Annotated in this window: 16 protein-coding genes; 5 read left to right on the forward strand and 11 right to left on the reverse strand. The window is 30.0% G+C overall.

Annotated features, from left to right (window positions below):
* Positions 1-15: 15 nt before the first annotated feature.
* Positions 16-2,403, forward strand: coding sequence for an RNA polymerase beta'' subunit family protein (locus H9W90_RS12300; protein ID WP_187481886.1), 2,388 nt, complete (start codon positions 16-18; stop codon positions 2,401-2,403).
* Between the two features lie 7 nt (positions 2,404-2,410).
* Here H9W90_RS12300 and H9W90_RS12305 read toward each other — a convergent pair whose 3' ends face one another.
* From H9W90_RS12305 to H9W90_RS12315, 3 genes are all read right to left on the reverse strand, one after another.
* Entirely contained in the window at positions 2,411-4,561 is a 2,151-nt protein-coding gene (locus tag H9W90_RS12305) for a xanthine dehydrogenase family protein molybdopterin-binding subunit (RefSeq protein WP_187481887.1), read from the reverse strand.
* A 10-nt stretch (positions 4,562-4,571) separates the two neighbouring features.
* Positions 4,572-5,033, reverse strand: a complete 462-nt coding sequence (locus H9W90_RS12310) for a (2Fe-2S)-binding protein (protein ID WP_187481888.1) — start codon at positions 5,031-5,033, stop codon at positions 4,572-4,574.
* Between the two features lie 142 nt (positions 5,034-5,175).
* Complete coding sequence (locus tag H9W90_RS12315) at positions 5,176-5,511, reverse strand: single-stranded DNA-binding protein (RefSeq protein WP_187481889.1); 336 nt, start codon at positions 5,509-5,511, stop codon at positions 5,176-5,178.
* A gap of 155 nt (positions 5,512-5,666) precedes the next feature.
* Between H9W90_RS12315 and H9W90_RS12320 the strand changes: the two genes are divergently transcribed.
* The gene (locus H9W90_RS12320) at positions 5,667-6,020 is read left to right on the forward strand and encodes a hypothetical protein (RefSeq protein ID WP_187481890.1); all 354 of its coding nucleotides are present in this window, start codon (positions 5,667-5,669) and stop codon (positions 6,018-6,020) included.
* Between the two features lie 155 nt (positions 6,021-6,175).
* Here the strand turns inward: H9W90_RS12320 and H9W90_RS12325 are convergent, their stop codons facing one another.
* Positions 6,176-6,640 (reverse strand): CBS domain-containing protein, encoded by a 465-nt coding sequence (locus tag H9W90_RS12325; protein WP_187481891.1) that lies wholly within the window; start codon positions 6,638-6,640, stop codon positions 6,176-6,178.
* Between the two features lie 105 nt (positions 6,641-6,745).
* Between H9W90_RS12325 and H9W90_RS12330 the strand changes: the two genes are divergently transcribed.
* Entirely contained in the window at positions 6,746-9,043 is a 2,298-nt protein-coding gene (locus tag H9W90_RS12330; RefSeq protein WP_187481892.1) for a M28 family peptidase, read from the forward strand.
* 78 nt (positions 9,044-9,121) lie between these two features.
* Here H9W90_RS12330 and pyk read toward each other — a convergent pair whose 3' ends face one another.
* From pyk to H9W90_RS12355, 5 genes are all read right to left on the reverse strand, one after another.
* Positions 9,122-10,549 carry a pyruvate kinase gene (pyk, locus tag H9W90_RS12335; RefSeq protein WP_187481893.1) on the reverse strand — a complete coding sequence of 476 codons (1,428 nt, stop codon included), beginning with the start codon at positions 10,547-10,549 and terminating at the stop codon, positions 9,122-9,124.
* A 2-nt stretch (positions 10,550-10,551) separates the two neighbouring features.
* Positions 10,552-11,022 (reverse strand): IPExxxVDY family protein, encoded by a 471-nt coding sequence (locus H9W90_RS12340; protein WP_187481894.1) that lies wholly within the window; start codon positions 11,020-11,022, stop codon positions 10,552-10,554.
* An 83-nt stretch (positions 11,023-11,105) separates the two neighbouring features.
* The gene (gene rnc / locus H9W90_RS12345; protein ID WP_187481895.1) at positions 11,106-11,843 is read right to left on the reverse strand and encodes a ribonuclease III; all 738 of its coding nucleotides are present in this window, start codon (positions 11,841-11,843) and stop codon (positions 11,106-11,108) included.
* A gap of 3 nt (positions 11,844-11,846) precedes the next feature.
* Complete coding sequence (fabF, locus tag H9W90_RS12350) at positions 11,847-13,100, reverse strand: beta-ketoacyl-ACP synthase II (protein WP_187481896.1); 1,254 nt, start codon at positions 13,098-13,100, stop codon at positions 11,847-11,849.
* 6 nt (positions 13,101-13,106) lie between these two features.
* Positions 13,107-13,343: an acyl carrier protein gene (locus H9W90_RS12355; RefSeq protein WP_004569249.1), complete on the reverse strand. Its 237-nt coding sequence runs from the start codon at positions 13,341-13,343 to the stop codon at positions 13,107-13,109.
* A 170-nt stretch (positions 13,344-13,513) separates the two neighbouring features.
* Between H9W90_RS12355 and purN the strand changes: the two genes are divergently transcribed.
* Complete coding sequence (gene purN, locus H9W90_RS12360; RefSeq protein ID WP_187481897.1) at positions 13,514-14,086, forward strand: phosphoribosylglycinamide formyltransferase; 573 nt, start codon at positions 13,514-13,516, stop codon at positions 14,084-14,086.
* Positions 14,079-14,714: a ribonuclease H1 domain-containing protein gene (locus tag H9W90_RS12365; protein WP_187481898.1), complete on the forward strand. Its 636-nt coding sequence runs from the start codon at positions 14,079-14,081 to the stop codon at positions 14,712-14,714. Before purN ends, H9W90_RS12365 begins: the two co-directional genes overlap by 8 nt.
* A 59-nt stretch (positions 14,715-14,773) precedes the next feature.
* Here H9W90_RS12365 and H9W90_RS12370 read toward each other — a convergent pair whose 3' ends face one another.
* Both H9W90_RS12370 and H9W90_RS12375 read right to left on the reverse strand, forming a co-directional pair.
* Positions 14,774-15,514 carry a succinate dehydrogenase/fumarate reductase iron-sulfur subunit gene (locus H9W90_RS12370; RefSeq protein WP_187481899.1) on the reverse strand — a complete coding sequence of 247 codons (741 nt, stop codon included), beginning with the start codon at positions 15,512-15,514 and terminating at the stop codon, positions 14,774-14,776.
* Positions 15,515-15,522: 8 nt separating this feature from the next.
* Positions 15,523-17,535, reverse strand: coding sequence for a fumarate reductase/succinate dehydrogenase flavoprotein subunit (locus H9W90_RS12375; protein ID WP_187481900.1), 2,013 nt, complete (start codon positions 17,533-17,535; stop codon positions 15,523-15,525).
* Positions 17,536-17,545 lie beyond the last annotated feature (10 nt).

Here is a 17,545-nt window from a genome sequence, read left to right on the forward strand (position 1 = left end):
ACTAAACTTAAAAAAATGCTATACAATTACCCGTTTAAAGTAAAAATAATTTCTTTAATTATTCTTTTATTTCAACTCTCTCTAACCAGTCAAGAGTTATTTAAAGATAAAAGTATAGATTCTTCTTTTTTCTTGTACACAAATAAATATCAAGAAGTAGTTTATAGTCACTTAAACAAAAGCACATATATTAAAGGAGAAAGTATTGGTTTTACATCTTATATCATTAATAAAAAGACTAAAAAACCCTCTAAAATATCTACAAACCTTTATTGCACGGTTACTGACGCTGATAATAAAATAATAAAAAGACAACTTATTAAGGTAGAAAATGGCTTTTCTAATAGTGTTTTTAAATTAGATTCAATTTTTACTACAGGAGAGTATACTTTTAAAGCGTATACAAATTGGATGTTAAATTTTAATCAACAAAATTTTTATGTAGAAAAATTTAAAGTTATAGATCCAGAGAAAAATAAGTTTTTAGAAAAGACAAAAAATGATTCTTTAATTGATGCCCAATTTTTACCTGAAGGTGGTCATCTAGTTCATAATGTTATTAATACTATAGGTGTAATATTAAAAGATAAAAATGGATATGGTATACCAAATGTTTCAGGAGATATTATTCACAACAATAAAGACACAATTACATCATTTAAAGTAAATAAGTTAGGTATTGGGAGGTTTTCTTTTCTACCAGAAAAATCAAAAGATTATAAAATTGTTATTTCGCTAAATGAAAAGAAAGAAATTTTTCATTTCTCACAAAAAATAGAAACCACAGGTATTGTTTTAAAAACAAAACAGGTTAAAGATAATATCTATATTTCTTTAGTAACTAATAAAATTTCATTAAAAAATATAGTTAATAAAAAATACAAAGTTATAATCCATAATGGGTCCGAAATTAGCTCATTAAACTTTGAATTTAGAGATAAACTGTTGTTAACAAAGAAAGTAAATTTTAAAGATTTAAATCCTGGAATTAATATTTTTACTCTTTTTGACGAAAATAATAATCCAATTTCTGAACGCTTAATCTTTAACTACAATGGTATTTCTTTTTTAAAAAGCACTAAAGTAGAATTGCAAGAAAAACAAGATTCTTTATCTATTAAGTTGTCTTATAATTCTCAATCAGATTATAAACTTAATAACTTAAGTACCTCTATTTTACCTTCAAATACTAAATCATATAAAAAAAATAATACTATAATATCACAAACACTTATTCAACCCTACATAAACGGTGTAGTTGAAAATAGTAGTTATTATTTTTTAAATATTAGTAAGCAAAAAAAATATGATTTAGATAATTTACTATTAACCCAGGGTTGGAGTAGTTATAATTGGAAAGAAATTTTCAATTTTACACCAAATTATAGTAATGAGTTTGAACAAGGAATCTCCTTAAAGTTAAATAATATTGATAAAGATAATAGTATTATTGTTCATGGATTGTCTAACAAAAGTTCTGAAATACTTACATTAAATGAAAAATCTAAATCTATTAGTGCAACAAACTTTTATCCAATTAATGATGAAATATTATATTTATCTGGAATTAATAAAAAAGGTAAATTAATTAAACCTTCTGTATACATTCAATTTACTCCTAGCAATATACCTTTACTTAATAAGAAATTTGAATCTTTAAAGCCAAAAAATAATACTTATCCTATTGAAAATTATTTTGACATTTCATTTTTAAATTCTTTAAATAACACTCAAATGTTAGAAGAATTTGTAATTAAAGTTAATCAAAAAAAAGAAAAAATTGAAAGAATTGAAAACAAGTCTTTTGGCAAAGTTCATTTTTTAAATGATTATGAAAAAGAAGGAATGACACTTGCCCAATATATTAATATAAAAGGAGGCTTTAGAGCTATGGATGATACTTCTACAGGCACATTTGTTATTACACCAATAATTAAGAATACTGTTGACTTTGGTGTAAATGTCCCTGCAATCTTTCTTAATAATATACAAATTACAAACTTCACTTATTTTTATAATTTTTACCTAGACAATGTGGAGTATATTGAAATAGATAAATTAGGTTTTAGTGCTGGTGTAAGGGGTGGTGCTGGTGTAATCAGAATTTTCACAAAAAACAACGATTATTCAAAAAAATCTTTAAAAGAAACAACTCAAAAATTTAATTTTCCAATTACTTTTCATAAATCGAAAAAATTCTATGTTCCAAAATATAAAAATTACAACAACACTTTCTACAAAAGTTATGGAGTAATTGATTGGTTTCCTAGAAAACAAATAAATAAAGATGGATCTGTTTCATTTAATATTAAAAAAACATCAGAAAAATTCACTCTTTTTATTGAAGGTATTTCCGATAGTGGTACTTTTATTTTTGAAGAAAGAGTTATTAATTTAAAATAATAATTTTCTATCCTAAAACATTTTCCTTTTTTAACTCTTTTACAAACGGCTGACTATACATTCTCTTGCCTAAAGCTACATTAATTGCATTTGCAACAGCACCTCCTGCAGGTGGTAAACCTGGTTCTCCTAAACCTGTTGGAGATAATTGATTTTCAACAAAATACACCTCTACCTTTGGTGTTTCTTGCATTCTTATCAACCTATATGTATCAAAGTTTTTAGAATTAGGTTTACCTTTTTTAAAAGATAAATCTGCATACATTGCATGCCCAATTCCATCCAAAACTCCACCTTCAACTTGGTTCCTTGCTCCTGTTGGGTTTACAACAACTCCGCAATCTGCTGCAACTGTTACTTTTTTAACAACAGGAAAACCATCTTTTAAAACAATGTCTGCTATTTCTGCAACGTGTGTATTATGGCTATAATAGGCTGCAAATCCTTGGTAAACTCCTTCTTTAGTTTTGCCCCAATTTGCTTTTTCTCTAACTAATTTAATAGTGTCCTCCATTCTTTGTCCAGAATACTCTATTTTTTTATCGTCTGTATTTTTTACATTTTGAAGCAAATCTAAACGTAACTGAATTGCATCAACATTTAATTCTGCTGCTAATTCATCAAAAAAACTTTGTTCTGCAAATGCTAAAAAATTAGTGTAAGGTGCTCTCCAAGCTCCTGTTGTTATATTACTTTTATAATTTCCTGTTTCTACTTTATAATTTGGTATACAACCTGCAGGAAAAAAGTTAGGTATTAAGCCATACATATTCCCGTTTACAGCAGCTTCTTTTAAATGATAACCTGTTACTTTTCCATCTTTTAAAGATGCTGCAATTCTGTATTTTATTGCTGGTCTATAAGTACCAGCGGTCATATCATCTTCTCTAGAAAATATAACTTTTATAGGTTTCTTTGCCAAACTAGAAATTTCTGCAGCTTCTAAAGCAAAATCTCCATATAAACGTCTACCAAAACCACCTCCCATTCTTGTCATTTTACAAGAAATATCTTCGGCTTTTCTGTCTAATAGTTTAGCAACTCTATTCACGGTCCATTGTGGCGTTTGAATTGGTCCAACTAAATGAACTTTATCTTCAGTTACATCTGCATAAAAATTCATTGGTTCTAAACAATTGTGGGGTAAAAAAGGAGAATGATATGTTCTTTCTATTACTTTATCTGCCGTTTTAAAAGCCTTTTTAATATTTCCATCTTCTCTTTCTACTTTAAACTCTTTACCATCTAAGATATTGGTTAAGATTTCATTATGATTTTCTGTAGATTCAAATTTTTCATCATTCCAAACTGCAGAGAGTGCTTTTTTGCCTTTCATTGCTGCCCATGTTGAATTGGCTAAAACGGCAACTTTATCTCCAAATTTTATAACTTCAGAAACACCATTTACTGCTTTGGCTTTAGTATCATTAAAACTTTCTAACTTTTGACCAAATGCTGGGGGTCTTAAAACGGAAGCATATACCATTCCTTCTGCTTTATAATCTAATCCAAACAATGGTTTTCCAGTTATAATTTTATCAATATCTACGTTTACAATTTCTTGTCCAATAATTGTAAAATCTTTAATTTCTTTCAACTTAACATCATCTGGCACTTCTAATAAAGCTGCTTCTTTTACAACTTCTCCATAACCTAATTTATCTCCATTTTCGTTTGTTATAATTCCTTTTGATGCTTTACAAGTAGATGCATCTACGTTCCATTTTGCTGCGGCAGCATTTATTAACATTTGTCTTGTAGTTGCTCCTGTTTGTCTTAAAGCGTCCCAGCCAAAGCGTATAGATTGGCTTCCTCCTGCAACTTGTCTTTGAAAATTTTTGGTATCTAAAGCACCTTGAACAACATTTACTTTACTCCATTCTACATCTAATTCCTCTGCAATAATCATTGGCATAGATGTTTTTACACCTTGGCCAATTTCTGGATTTGGAGAAAAAATAGTTACATAACCATCATCAGAAATTTTAATAAATGCATTAAAATCGTTAAAATTTAAGTTTGCAATATCTACTGGCATTTCTGCTTCAGTTTTGCAAGCTGTAATTAAATTAAAACCTATTAATAAGCCACCACTTGCCAAAACTGATGTCTTTAAAAAGTTTCTTCTACTAAAATTATCGTTTTTATGAAGTTTCATTTTTCAGTTTTTAAGACATTTTTTTTGCAGCAACTTTTACCGCTTTTTCAATTCTATTATATGATGCACATCTACAAATATTTCCGTGCATTGCTTGTCTAATTTCTTCTTCTGAAGGATTTTTATTCTCATTTAAAAAAGCTGTTGCAGTCATTATTTGTCCTGCTTGGCAATAACCACATTGTGGAACATCAATTTCTTTCCAAGCTTCTTGTACTGGATGTTTTCCATCATTAGACAAGCCTTCAATTGTTGTAATTTTTACATCATCTAAAATAGAAACTTGCATTTGGCAACTTCTTGTTGCAACACCATCTATATGAACTGTACAAGCGCCACATTGCGCAATTCCGCAACCAAATTTTGTGCCTACTAAATTAAGTTCGTCTCTTAAAACCCACAATAATGGTGTGTCTTCGTCTACAGAAACAGATCTCATTTTTCCGTTAATGTTTAAATTATAGTTTGGCATAGTTTTCTTATTTAGATATTGATGTTGTAAGTTACAAAAAAATATTGCTGTTATTTTAATCTCTATAAATTTCAGGTTTATTTAACAAAAAAACCACCTCATTTAAGGTGGTTTTTCAATTCTCATAACAAATATTACAAGGCTATTTTCCTCCTAACATTAGTAATTCGTTACAGACTACTTCTGTTACATATCTCTTTTCTCCTTCTTTGGTTTCATAACTTCTAGAAGTAAGTTTTCCTTCAATTGCAACTTCATTTCCTTTTTCTAAATATTTTTCTATAATTTCTGCTGTTTTGTTCCAAGCTACAATGTTATGCCATTGTGTGTCTGTTACTTTTTCGCCATTTGCATTTTTATAGCTTTCATTTGTTGCAATAGAAAATTTTGCAAGTTTTTTACCACTATCTAAAGTGATAATTTCTGGGTTGTTTCCTAAATTTCCAATTAACTGTACTTTGTTTCTTAACGTACTCATAAGATAAGTTTTTTAAATTATTATTATTTGTCAATTCGTTTTGACTCTGCAAAGTTGCGACACAACTCCAATTTTATTCGGTTACAAAACAATTACTTTCGGTTGTAATTATTTGTAGTCGTTTGTAAACGGATAATTTGTTGTAAATTTACACTATGGATAACAAAAAGTGTTTAGAGTGCGAAGAAGTCTTAAAAGGTAGAGTAGATAAGAAATTCTGTTCTGATTATTGTAGAAATGCATACAATAATAGAGTAAATAAAGACAGTAAAAACCTCATTAGAAATATTAATAACAGACTTCGAAAAAATTATAAAATTTTATCTGAATTAAACATTTCTGGCAAAACAAAAGTAACACGAACCAAATTATACGACAAAGGTTTCGACTTTCAATTCTTTACATCTATCTATAAAACCAAGACAGGAAATACTTATTTTTATATTTATGATGAAGGTTATTTACCTTTAGAAAATGAAACTTTTTTACTAATAAAAAGAGATTCTTAAATGAACGGGTTTAATAACAACAGAAAGATGCCAATCAAAAAAGATTAGACTCAATAAATATTGTTAGAAAAACTGAAATGGATGCTAAAATGAAAAAACTAAAAGAAGCAAAAAAAAGAATTCAAGTAGAAATAGATGCTAAAAAAAATTAACTTCTACCAAGTATTACCTTGTACTTTAATTGCAGCTTTTAAAACATCTTTCTGACTTAATTGCCCAATTAGTTTTCCGTTTTCTACCACAGGAAATCTTCTTCTGTGAGAACTAATAAACTTAAAAGCGGCATCAAAAATGTTCATGTCTTTGTCTATAGTATCTACATCTGTAACCATATATTTACCAACAGTATTATTGGTATCTGCAGGCATATTATAGTATTTACTTTCAGAAATATGTTTAATACAGTCCGTTTCAGAAATAATACCAATAAGCTCATTTTTATCATTTACAACAGGACCTCCAGAAATTTTATAGGTAATTAATTGATTAATTACATGGTCTAAAGAATCTTCTGCCTTAAAAGTTATTAAGGTAGTTGTCATATAATCAGATACTAATATTTCTGATGCTGCTTTTGGTTGCGATGTGTCTCTTTTTCCTTGAAAGCTTTTAATTCCCATAATAGTTTAGTTTTAGTCGACCTAAAATACAGATTTTTAACGCTTGTTTTACATTTGTTTTCAAGTTTTTTTTATTTACTACTTTTATAGAAACTTATTTATTTTATGAAAGCCTTTTCTTCCCTTGTTTCTGTGTTTATAATTTTAGGTGTTATTTATTGGAGTTTTTCTGATGCTAAACCTTCTTTATCTAATGAAAAAGCAACTTTAAAAACTGAATTCTCTGTAGAAAACGCTCTTTATCACCTTAAAAATATTACAAAAGAAGCACATTATGTAGGTTCTGAAGATCATAAAAAAGTTCAGAATTATATTATTGCAGAACTACAAAAAATGGGTTTAGAAACAGAACTACAAACCCAAACTGCTATTAATAAAAAATGGTTTGCAGCAACAACTACAGAAAATATTATTGCCAAAATAAAAGGTTCTGAAAACGGAAAAGCTTTAATGTTACTAACTCATTACGACTCTAACCCACATTCTTCTATTGGCGCAAGTGATGCTGGTTCTGGTGTAGTTACAATTTTAGAAGGAATAAGAGCTTTTTTAGCTAAAAACACAACACCAAAAAATGATATAATTATTCTAATTTCTGATGCTGAAGAACTAGGTTTATTAGGTGCTCAAGCTTTTGTTGATGCTCATAAATGGACAAAAGACATTGGTTTGGTTTTAAATTTTGAAGCTAGAGGAAGTGGTGGCCCAAGTTATATGTTAATGGAAACTAATGGTAAAAACAGCAAGCTTTTATCAGAATTTATTGCTGCAAAACCTAACTTTCCTGCAACAAACTCCTTAATGTATTCTATCTACAAAAAATTACCTAACGATACTGATTTGACGGTTTTTAGAGAAGATGCAGATATAAACGGATTTAACTTTGCTTTTATTGGCGATCATTTCGATTATCATACAGCGCAAGATTCTTATGAGCGTTTAGACAGAGAAACACTCTTGCATCAAGCAGATTATTTTACAACATCTTTAAATTATTTTTCTAATTCAGATTTATCTAACTTAAATTCTGATGAAGATTTTGTCTATGTTAATTTTCCGTTTTCAAAGTTATTAACCTATCCGTTTTCTTGGAGTTCTCCTCTATTAATTATTGCTATTATTCTTTTTGTAGTGTTACTCTTCTTCGGAATTTCTTTTAATAAATTAACTGTAAAAAGTAGTTTTAAAAGCTTTATTCCTTTTCTATTTTCAATTATTTTATGTGGTGGAGTTTCTTTTGGATTATGGAAATTATTATTGGTTATTCACCCACAATACAAAGACATTTTACATGGTTTTACCTATAATGGTTACACGTATATTATTGCTTTTGTTTTCTTAAACCTTTGGATTTTATTTAAAGTATACAAATACTTTTTAAAGCAAGATAAAACTACAGATTTATTAATTGCGCCCATTTTTATTTGGCTGATAATTAATGTTCTTATCAGTATCTATTTAAAAGGAGCTAGCTTTTTTATCATTCCTGTTTTTTCTGCATTATTCATTTTAGCAATTGCCATTTTTATGGATTTAGAAGAAAAAGCCAAACGAATTTTATTCACCATATTATCTATACCAACTATTTATATTTTTGCGCCTTTAATTAAAATGTTTCCCGTTGGTTTAGGTTTGGGTATTTTATTTGTAAGCGGAATTATTATAGCATTAGTTTTTGGTTTAATGATTTTTACTTTTTATCAAAAAAAATCTTTTTGGATGCAAAAATCAGCAGGTTTGTTAACTCTTATTTTCTTTGGAATTGCTTCTTTTAATAGTGGTTTCTCTATAGAAAATAAAAAACCGAACAGTATTGTTTATATTCAGAATTCTGATGATAACACTGCTTATTTTGGTACTTATAATACTACTTTAGATGCTTATACAGAACAAATTTTTGATGCATCTGCAATAAAAGGAAGTATTACAAATGCAGAAACAAAAAGTAAATACAATACTCGTTTTAAATATCATAAGAAAACAGAAAATAGAGCTATTTCATCTTCAGAAATTATAACAGAAATAGATACTGTTATTGGCAATAAACGATTTTTAGAATTGACGATAACGCCAAATAGAAAAATAAATAAGTTTGAATTTATTACAAAAACTCCTCTAAAGCTAAGGCAATTTAAAGTGAACGATGTTTTAGTTAACGATGGAAAAACGTATAGCGTAAGAAATGGTACTTTTTTAGTGTATCATTTAGGAAATCAAGACAAAGAGGTTTCGCTTTCTTTTTCTATTGATAAAGACGCTGTTTTAAATTTTATAATAAATGAAATTTCTTATGATTTATTAAGTAATACTAATTTTTCTATAAAACCTAGAACCGATGAAATGATGCCAATGCCATTTGTAACTAATGACGCTATTATTATTTCTAAAAGCTTAAAACTCTAGATTAGCACTAAACTTTATCAAATAAAAAAAGCATTCTGAAAATCAGAATGCTTTTTAAATATATTATAAGATAGTTTTCTATTCTACTTCAGAAATACGTAATGTATTTACCATTCCTTTAGCTTCAACAGGCATAGAAGTAAGGTTAATCATTAAATCTCCTTCTTCAACGTAACCTTTTTCTTTAGAAATTTTATTAATGTCTACAACAGTATCATCTGTACTTAAATTTTTATCATAATAAAAAGCTTTAACACCCCAAAGTAAATTTAGTTTTCCTAAAATTCTTTTTTCTGATGAAAATGCTAATATTTTAGATTTTGGTCTCCAAGCAGAAATTTGAAATGCTGTATAGCCACTATTTGTTAATGTAGAGATTGCTGCTGCATCAATATCATTAGCCATTAATGCTGCATGATGACAAACTGCTTTTGTAATAAATCTATTCGTTCTAATATGTGGTGCCTGATGTGGTACTTTAATTAAATCTGAATTTTCTACGCTCACTATAATCTCTCTCATTTTTTGAATCACTCTTAAAGGGTGTTTCCCAACAGAAGTTTCTCCAGAAAGCATTACTGCATCTGCACCATCCATAATAGAGTTTGCAACGTCATTTACTTCTGCTCTTGTTGGAACAGAATTTTCGATCATTGTTTCCATCATTTGAGTTGCAATAATTACAGGAATTCTAGCTTTTTTAGCTCTTTGTACCAACATTTTTTGAATTAATGGTACTTCTTGCATTGGTATTTCTACTCCTAAATCTCCACGTGCAACCATTAATCCGTCACAGTAAGGAATTAAAGAATCTATATTTTCTACAGCTTCTGGCTTTTCAATTTTTGCAATTACTGGAACTCTATATTCTGAATGTTCATCAATTAAATCACGTAACATTCTTAAATCTTCTGGTGTTCTTACAAAAGAAAGTGCCATCCAATCTACCTCTAATCCTAAAGCAAAAATTGCATCTTCTTTATCTTTTTTAGTTAATGCAGGTAAAGAAATTGCTGTATTTGGTAAGTTAACTCCTTTTTTAGATTTTAAATCTCCACCAACTATAGTTTTTACTACTACTTCTTTGTCTTTATCTGTAGAAACTACTTCGAATAATAGTTTACCATCATCAACTAAAATATGTTCTCCAACTTTTACGTCTTTTGGAAAACGTCCGTAAGTCATAAATGCCTTTTCTTTAGTACCAATACATTTTTCTGTAGTAAAAGTAAATAGATCACCGTCATTTAATACAACACCATCTTCCATTACTCCAACACGTAATTTAGGACCTTGTAAATCTGCTAAAATCGCAACGTTAAATCCGTTTTCTTGGTTAATTTCTCGAATTCTCTTTACGTTTTCCTTTACGTTATCGTAATCTGCATGAGAGAAATTAATTCTAAAAACATTTACACCTGCTCTTGCTAATTCGGTTAACTTTTCTTTAGTGTCTGTTGCAGGGCCTAATGTGGCTACTATTTTTGTTTTTTTGTATGCTTTCATTCTTAAAATATTAAAAAGTCTTTAGACTTTAATGTGTTATAATCTATTGAATAAGATGTAATTACTTGTTCAATTTTTTTTATTTGCTCTATCGTATTTAAAACAAAACTATAATCTACTTCGCCAGAAATTTTAATAAAAAAATCTACTTTTTTCTTTTCTGGTATTAGATATGTTTTTGTTTCTGTTGTTAATGATAATTCGTTAGAATTTGTTTTATTTTCTTTTTTAAAACTGTTTGCGATTAAAAACCATTCATAGTCATAAGTGGTACTGCAAAAATTATAAATAGAAAAAGATATTTTGTTTTTTTCTTTCTCAAATTCTAAATCTTTATCTGATTTAGAAAATCGGGTTTGTAGATTTTTGTTTAATAAATAAGCTAGCTTATAATCTTCTAATGTTGTGTGAATTCCTATTAAGGAATATTCTTCCTCACAAAAATCATCTAACCCTAAAGCGTGAACTTGCATAAATTGTAAACTAATTTAAGTATGCTAAATTACAAATTGTTTGTGAGTTTAGTCGTTAAATTTAACGAAAACGTTATCGCTCTTTAGTTAAGAGAGATTTCATTTTGAAAAGCATAGTACACTCTTTTTGATGCCATTTCTTCTGCTTTTTTCTTTGAAGTTGCTCTACCTTTGGCTATTTGCTCTCCATCTATACTTATTTTAACACTAAAGTGTTTTATGGATTCATTTCCTGAATCTTCATAAGTATCAAAAGAATATTTTTTCTTTTGTTTTTGGCACCATTCTATAATTAAACCTTTGTAGCTTGTAATTTTTCCTTCTAGTTTTTCTATATCTACATAAGGTACAATTACTTTTTCATGTATAAATTTCTGACAAAAATTATACCCTTTATCTAAATAAATAGCTCCAACTAAAGCTTCAAAAATATTCCCATGAATGTTGTCTCCAACATTAGCTTGGTCTATATTACTTTTTACAAATTTAATTAAGTTTAGGTCTTTACCTAATTCGTTTAAATGTTCTCTACTTACAATTTTAGAGCGCATTTGCGTTAAGTAACCTTCTGTACCTTCTGGTACTTTTTTATATAAATAAGAGGCAATTACAGAGCCTAAAATAGAGTCTCCCAAAAACTCTAAACGTTCGTAATTAATGGGAATACCTTTTTTATCTAACATTTGCACAGATCTATGTGTAAATGCTTTTTTGTATTTGTTAATTTTTCTTGGAGAAAAATTGAGTAGTTTTTTTAATTCGATATATAATTCTGCATCTTCAACTGAATGCGATTTAACTATTTTACGAATAAAATTCATAGACTATTCATCTAATTTCTTAAAAGCTACACAAGCATTGTGACCACCAAAACCAAAAGTATTACTCATTGCAACTTTAACATCTCTTTTTTGAGGCTTGTTTAAAGTTAAATTTAATTCAGGGTTTATATTTTCATCAACATTCTGATGATTAATTGTTGGTGGCACTATACCATGTTCCATTGCTAAAATACAAGCAATAGATTCAATAGCTCCTGCAGCACCTAACAAATGCCCTGTCATAGATTTTGTAGAGTTAATATTAATATTTTTAGCATGATCTCCAAAAACAGCTGAAATTGCTTTTAATTCTGCAACATCTCCCAAAGGTGTAGAAGTACCATGTGTATTAATATGATCTACATCTTCTGGTTTAATTCCTGAATTTTCTAAACAGTTTTTCATTACGGCAATTACACCAATTCCTTCTGGATGTGGCGCTGTAATGTGATAAGCATCAGAAGACATTCCGCCTCCAATAACTTCTGCATAAATTTTAGCTCCTCTTGCTTTTGCATGCTCATAACTTTCTAAAATAATAGCACCTGCACCTTCACCTAAAACAAAACCATCACGTTCTGCGTCAAAAGGTCTTGAGGCAGTTTCTGGGCTTTCATTTCTAGTAGATAATGCATGCATAGAGCTAAAACCTCCCATACCAGCAATAGTAACTGCGGCCTCTGAACCTCCTGTAACAATAACGTCACAGTATCCTAAACGAATATAGTTTAACGCATCTATCATTGCATTTGCAGAAGAAGCACATGCGGATACAGTTGTATAGTTAGGCCCCATAAATCCATTTTTTATAGAAATATTTCCTGGAGCAATATCTGCAATCATTTTTGGGATAAAGAATGGATTAAATCTTGGTGTTCCATCTCCAGCAGCAAAGTTTAAAACTTCGTTCTGAAATGTTTCCAAGCCTCCAATTCCTGCTCCCCAAATTACACCTACGCGTAATTTGTCAATTTTTTCTAAATCTAATTTAGCATCTGCAATTGCTTCATCTGAAGCTACCATAGCATACTGCGTAAATCGATCCATTTTTCTAGCTTCCTTTCTATCAATAAAATCGGTTGCTGTAAAGTTTTTTAATTCACATGCAAAACGAGTTTTGAACTTGGCAGCATCATAATACGTTACAGGTGCTGCTCCGCTAACTCCGTTAACTAAAGCGTTCCAATATTCTTCAATATTATTCCCAATTGGCGTTAATGCGCCAAGTCCAGTGACTACAACTCGTTTTAATTGCATATAAATTTACTTTTTTGCTTCTTCAATATAGCTAACTGCTTGACCTACTGTTCCGATATTTTCAGCTTGGTCATCTGGAATTTGAATATCAAATTCTTTTTCGAATTCCATAATTAATTCAACAGTATCTAAAGAATCTGCTCCTAAATCATTTGTGAAGCTAGCTTCTGTTGTTACTTCGTTATCGTCAACGCCTAATTTGTCTACGATAATCGCTTTTACTCTTGATGCAATGTCTGACATAATTTTTATTTTTAAATTTTAAATCGGGGCAAAAATACAAATCTTATTAATTATAACTAATTTTTGCCCTAAAAATGATTACTAAATGTAAAGAAAAATATTTAATCTTCACTTAAAATAATCAGTTTTGTTAATAATTATTCTTTTTTTTGTACTCTAGATATATAGATATGAAGCGTATTGTTGTTTTTGCTTCTGGTTCTGGAACGAACGCAGAAAATATTATTAAGTTTTTTAATCACACTAAAACTGCTAAAGTTACTCAAGTGCTGTGTAACAATGAACATGCCAAAGTTTTTAACCGTTGTAAAAACCTAAAAACCAAATGTTTACATTTTACTAAAAATGATTTTATTACTACTGATGTTGTATTAGATATCTTAAAAAAGGAAGCCGACTTTATAATTTTAGCTGGCTTTTTATGGAAAATTCCTGAAAAAATTATTGCTGCTTTTCCAAATAAAATAATAAACATTCATCCAGCATTATTACCAAAATATGGAGGAAAAGGAATGTACGGAATGAATGTTCATAGAGCCGTTAAAGAAAATAAAGAAGCTGAAACGGGTATAACAATTCACTTTGTAAATGCTAATTATGATGAAGGAGCCATTATTTTTCAAGCTAAAACGGCTCTTTTAGAAGAAGATACTGCAGAAACTATCGCAGAAAAAATTCATGTTTTAGAACAGCGCTATTTTCCGAGAATAATTGAAGATACAATTTTAGGAGTAAATGAGTAAAAAAAAGTTTTATGTAGTTTGGAACGGACGTAAAAAAGGCGTTTTTACATCTTGGAACGTCTGTAAAAAACAAATTGATGGTTTTGAAGGTGCTCAATACAAATCTTTTGCAGATTTAGATGAAGCTGAAATTGCTTTTTCTAAAAAATATGATGATTATAAAGGTAAAAACACCAAAAAACCAACTTTATCTACCACTGAAAAAACCAAATATGGTTCACCCAATTTAGAAAGTATTTCTGTGGATGCTGCTTGTTCTGGAAATCCTGGAAAAATGGAATATAGAGGTGTTCTTACTCATAATAAACAAGAAATTTTCAGAAAAGGACCTTACAAAAAAGGGACTAATAATATTGGCGAATTTTTAGCTTTAGTGCACGGAATAGCACTTTTAAAGAGTAAAAATAAAGGAGATTTACCTATTTATTCAGATTCTAAAATTGCCATGAGTTGGGTAAAACAAAAACGTTGTAAAACAAATATTCATTTTGATGCTTCTAATAAAGACCTTTTAGAGTTGATAAAAAGAGCCGAAAACTGGCTAAAAGAAAATACGTTTAAAAACCCAATTTTAAAATGGGAAACAAAAGCTTGGGGAGAAATTCCTGCTGATTTTGGAAGAAAATAATTAATAAAAAAAGCCTGATAAAATTATCAGGCTTTTCGAATATATTTTAATTATTCTTCTTAAACTGAAGCTTTCATTAACTCTCTGTTCATTCTTGCGATGTTTTCTAAAGAAATTCCTTTTGGACATTCTACTTCACATGCACCTGTATTTGTACAGTTTCCAAAACCTTCTAAATCCATCTGTGCAACCATGTTTCTAACTCTGTCTGCAGCTTCTACTTGTCCTTGTGGTAATAAAGCATATTGAGATACTTTTGCACCCACAAATAGCATTGCAGAACTGTTTTTACACGTTGCAACACAAGCTCCACATCCAATACAAGTTGCAGCATCCATTGCTTCATCTGCAGCGTGTTTAGAAATAGGAATTGAGTTTGCGTCTTGTGTGTTTCCAGAGGTATTTACAGAAATATAACCACCTGCATGTTGTATTCTATCAAAAGAACCTCTATCTACTACTAAATCTTTTAATACAGGAAAAGCAGCTGCTCTAAATGGTTCGATTGTTATTGTATCACCATCTTTAAACATTCTCATGTGCAATTGACAAGTGGTTACGCCTCTGTCTGGCCCATGTGCTTCTCCATTAATGTACATAGAACACATTCCGCAAATTCCTTCTCTACAATCGTGATCGAAAGCAACTGGCTCTTCACCAGAATTTACTAACTGTTCATTTAAAACATCCATCATTTCTAAAAAAGACATATGTTCTGAAATTTCAGTCACCTTATAATCAACCATCTGACCTTTTGAACTTGCGTCCTTTTGTCTCCAAATTTTTAAAGTTAAATTCATTTTGTCTTTTATTTATATGAACGTTGTTTTAATTCAATATCGTTAAACTCTAATTCTTCTTTATGTAAAACTGCGTCTGCAGGTTCTCCTTTATATTCCCAAGCAGCAACAAATGCAAAATCTTCATCATTACGTTTTGCTTCTCCTTTTTGAGGACCATCTAATTCTGCAGATTCTTCTCTAAAGTGACCTCCACAAGATTCTTCTCTCATTAAAGCATCTTTTGCGAACAATTCTCCTAACTCCAAGAAATCTGCTACACGTCCTGCTTTTTCTAATTCAGGATTCATTTCATTAGCAGTTCCAGGAACAGAAACTTCTTTCCAAAACTCTTCGCGAATTGCTTTAATTTCTGCCATTGCTTCTTTTAGGCCAGTTGCATTTCGAGACATTCCTGCTTTATCCCACATTACTTTTCCTAATTTCTTATGGAAATAATCTACGGATTTTGTTCCTTTATTATTCACGAAGAAATTAATTCTTTCTGAAACTTCTTTTTCAGCAGCTTCAAATTCAGGAGTATCTGTAGAAATTTTTCCAGTTCTAATATCACCAGATAAATAATCTCCAATAGTATAAGGTAAAACAAAATAACCATCTGCTAAACCTTGCATTAATGCAGAGGCTCCTAATCTGTTTGCTCCATGATCAGAGAAATTTGCTTCTCCAATACAGTAACATCCAGGAATAGTAGTCATTAAATTATAATCTACCCAAACACCACCCATTGTGTAGTGAACTGCTGGATAAATCATCATTGGTGTTTTATATGGATCTTGATCTACAATTTTCTCGTACATCTGGAATAAGTTTCCATATTTCGCTTCAACAATTGCTTGCCCTAATTCGTATATTTTTGCATCAGAAGGATTCTTAATATTATGAATCTTCGCTTGCTCAATTCCATATCTTGTAATTGCAGATTTAAAATCTAAATACACAGCTTCTCCTGTTGCATTTACTCCAAAACCAGCATCACAACGTTCTTTTGCTGCTCTAGATGCAACATCACGTGGAACCAAGTTACCAAATGCAGGATATCTTCTTTCTAAATAATAATCTCTTTCTTCTTCAGACAAATCAGTAGGTTTTTTACGACCTTCTCTAATTGCCATTACATCTTCCATTTTCTTTGGAACCCAAATTCGTCCGTCATTTCTTAAAGACTCGGACATTAATGTTAATTTAGATTGATAATCCCCAGAACGTGGAATACAAGTTGGGTGAATTTGCGTGTAACAAGGATTTGCAAAATGCGCTCCTTTTTTGTGGATTTTCCATCCAGCAGTTACATTAGAACCCATTGCGTTTGTAGATAAGAAATATACATTTCCATAACCTCCAGAAGCAATAACAACTGCGTGTGCAGAATGTCTTTCAATTTCTCCTGTAATTAAATTTCTTGCAATAATTCCTCTTGCTTTTCCATCTACAACTACAACATCTAACATTTCATGACGATTGAACATTTCAATCTTTCCACGAGCAATTTGTCTGTTCATTGCAGAGTATGCACCTAATAATAATTGCTGACCAGTTTGCCCTTTTGCATAAAAAGTTCTAGAAACTAAAACTCCACCAAATGAACGATTATCTAATAAACCACCATAATCACGTGCAAAAGGAACTCCTTGCGCCACACATTGGTCTATAATGTTTGCAGAAACCTCTGCCAAACGATAAACGTTTGCTTCACGAGAACGATAATCTCCACCTTTTACAGTGTCGTAAAACAGTCTGTATGTAGAATCTCCATCTCCTTGATAGTTTTTTGCTGCATTAATTCCTCCTTGCGCTGCAATTGAATGCGCTCTTCTTGGAGAATCTTGATAAGCAAATGCTTTTACATTGTAGCCTAATTCTGCTAAAGTTGCAGAAGCAGAACCACCTGCTAAACCTGTACCTACAACAATAACATCTATATGACGTTTGTTGGCAGGATTTACCAAATCTATATGATTTTTATAATCTGTCCATTTATCTTTAATTGGACCCTTTGGTACTTTTGAATCTAAAGCCATAATTATATAA

Origin of the sequence: Polaribacter pectinis (assembly GCF_014352875.1) — a bacterium.
Lineage (GTDB): Bacteria > Bacteroidota > Bacteroidia > Flavobacteriales > Flavobacteriaceae > Polaribacter > Polaribacter pectinis.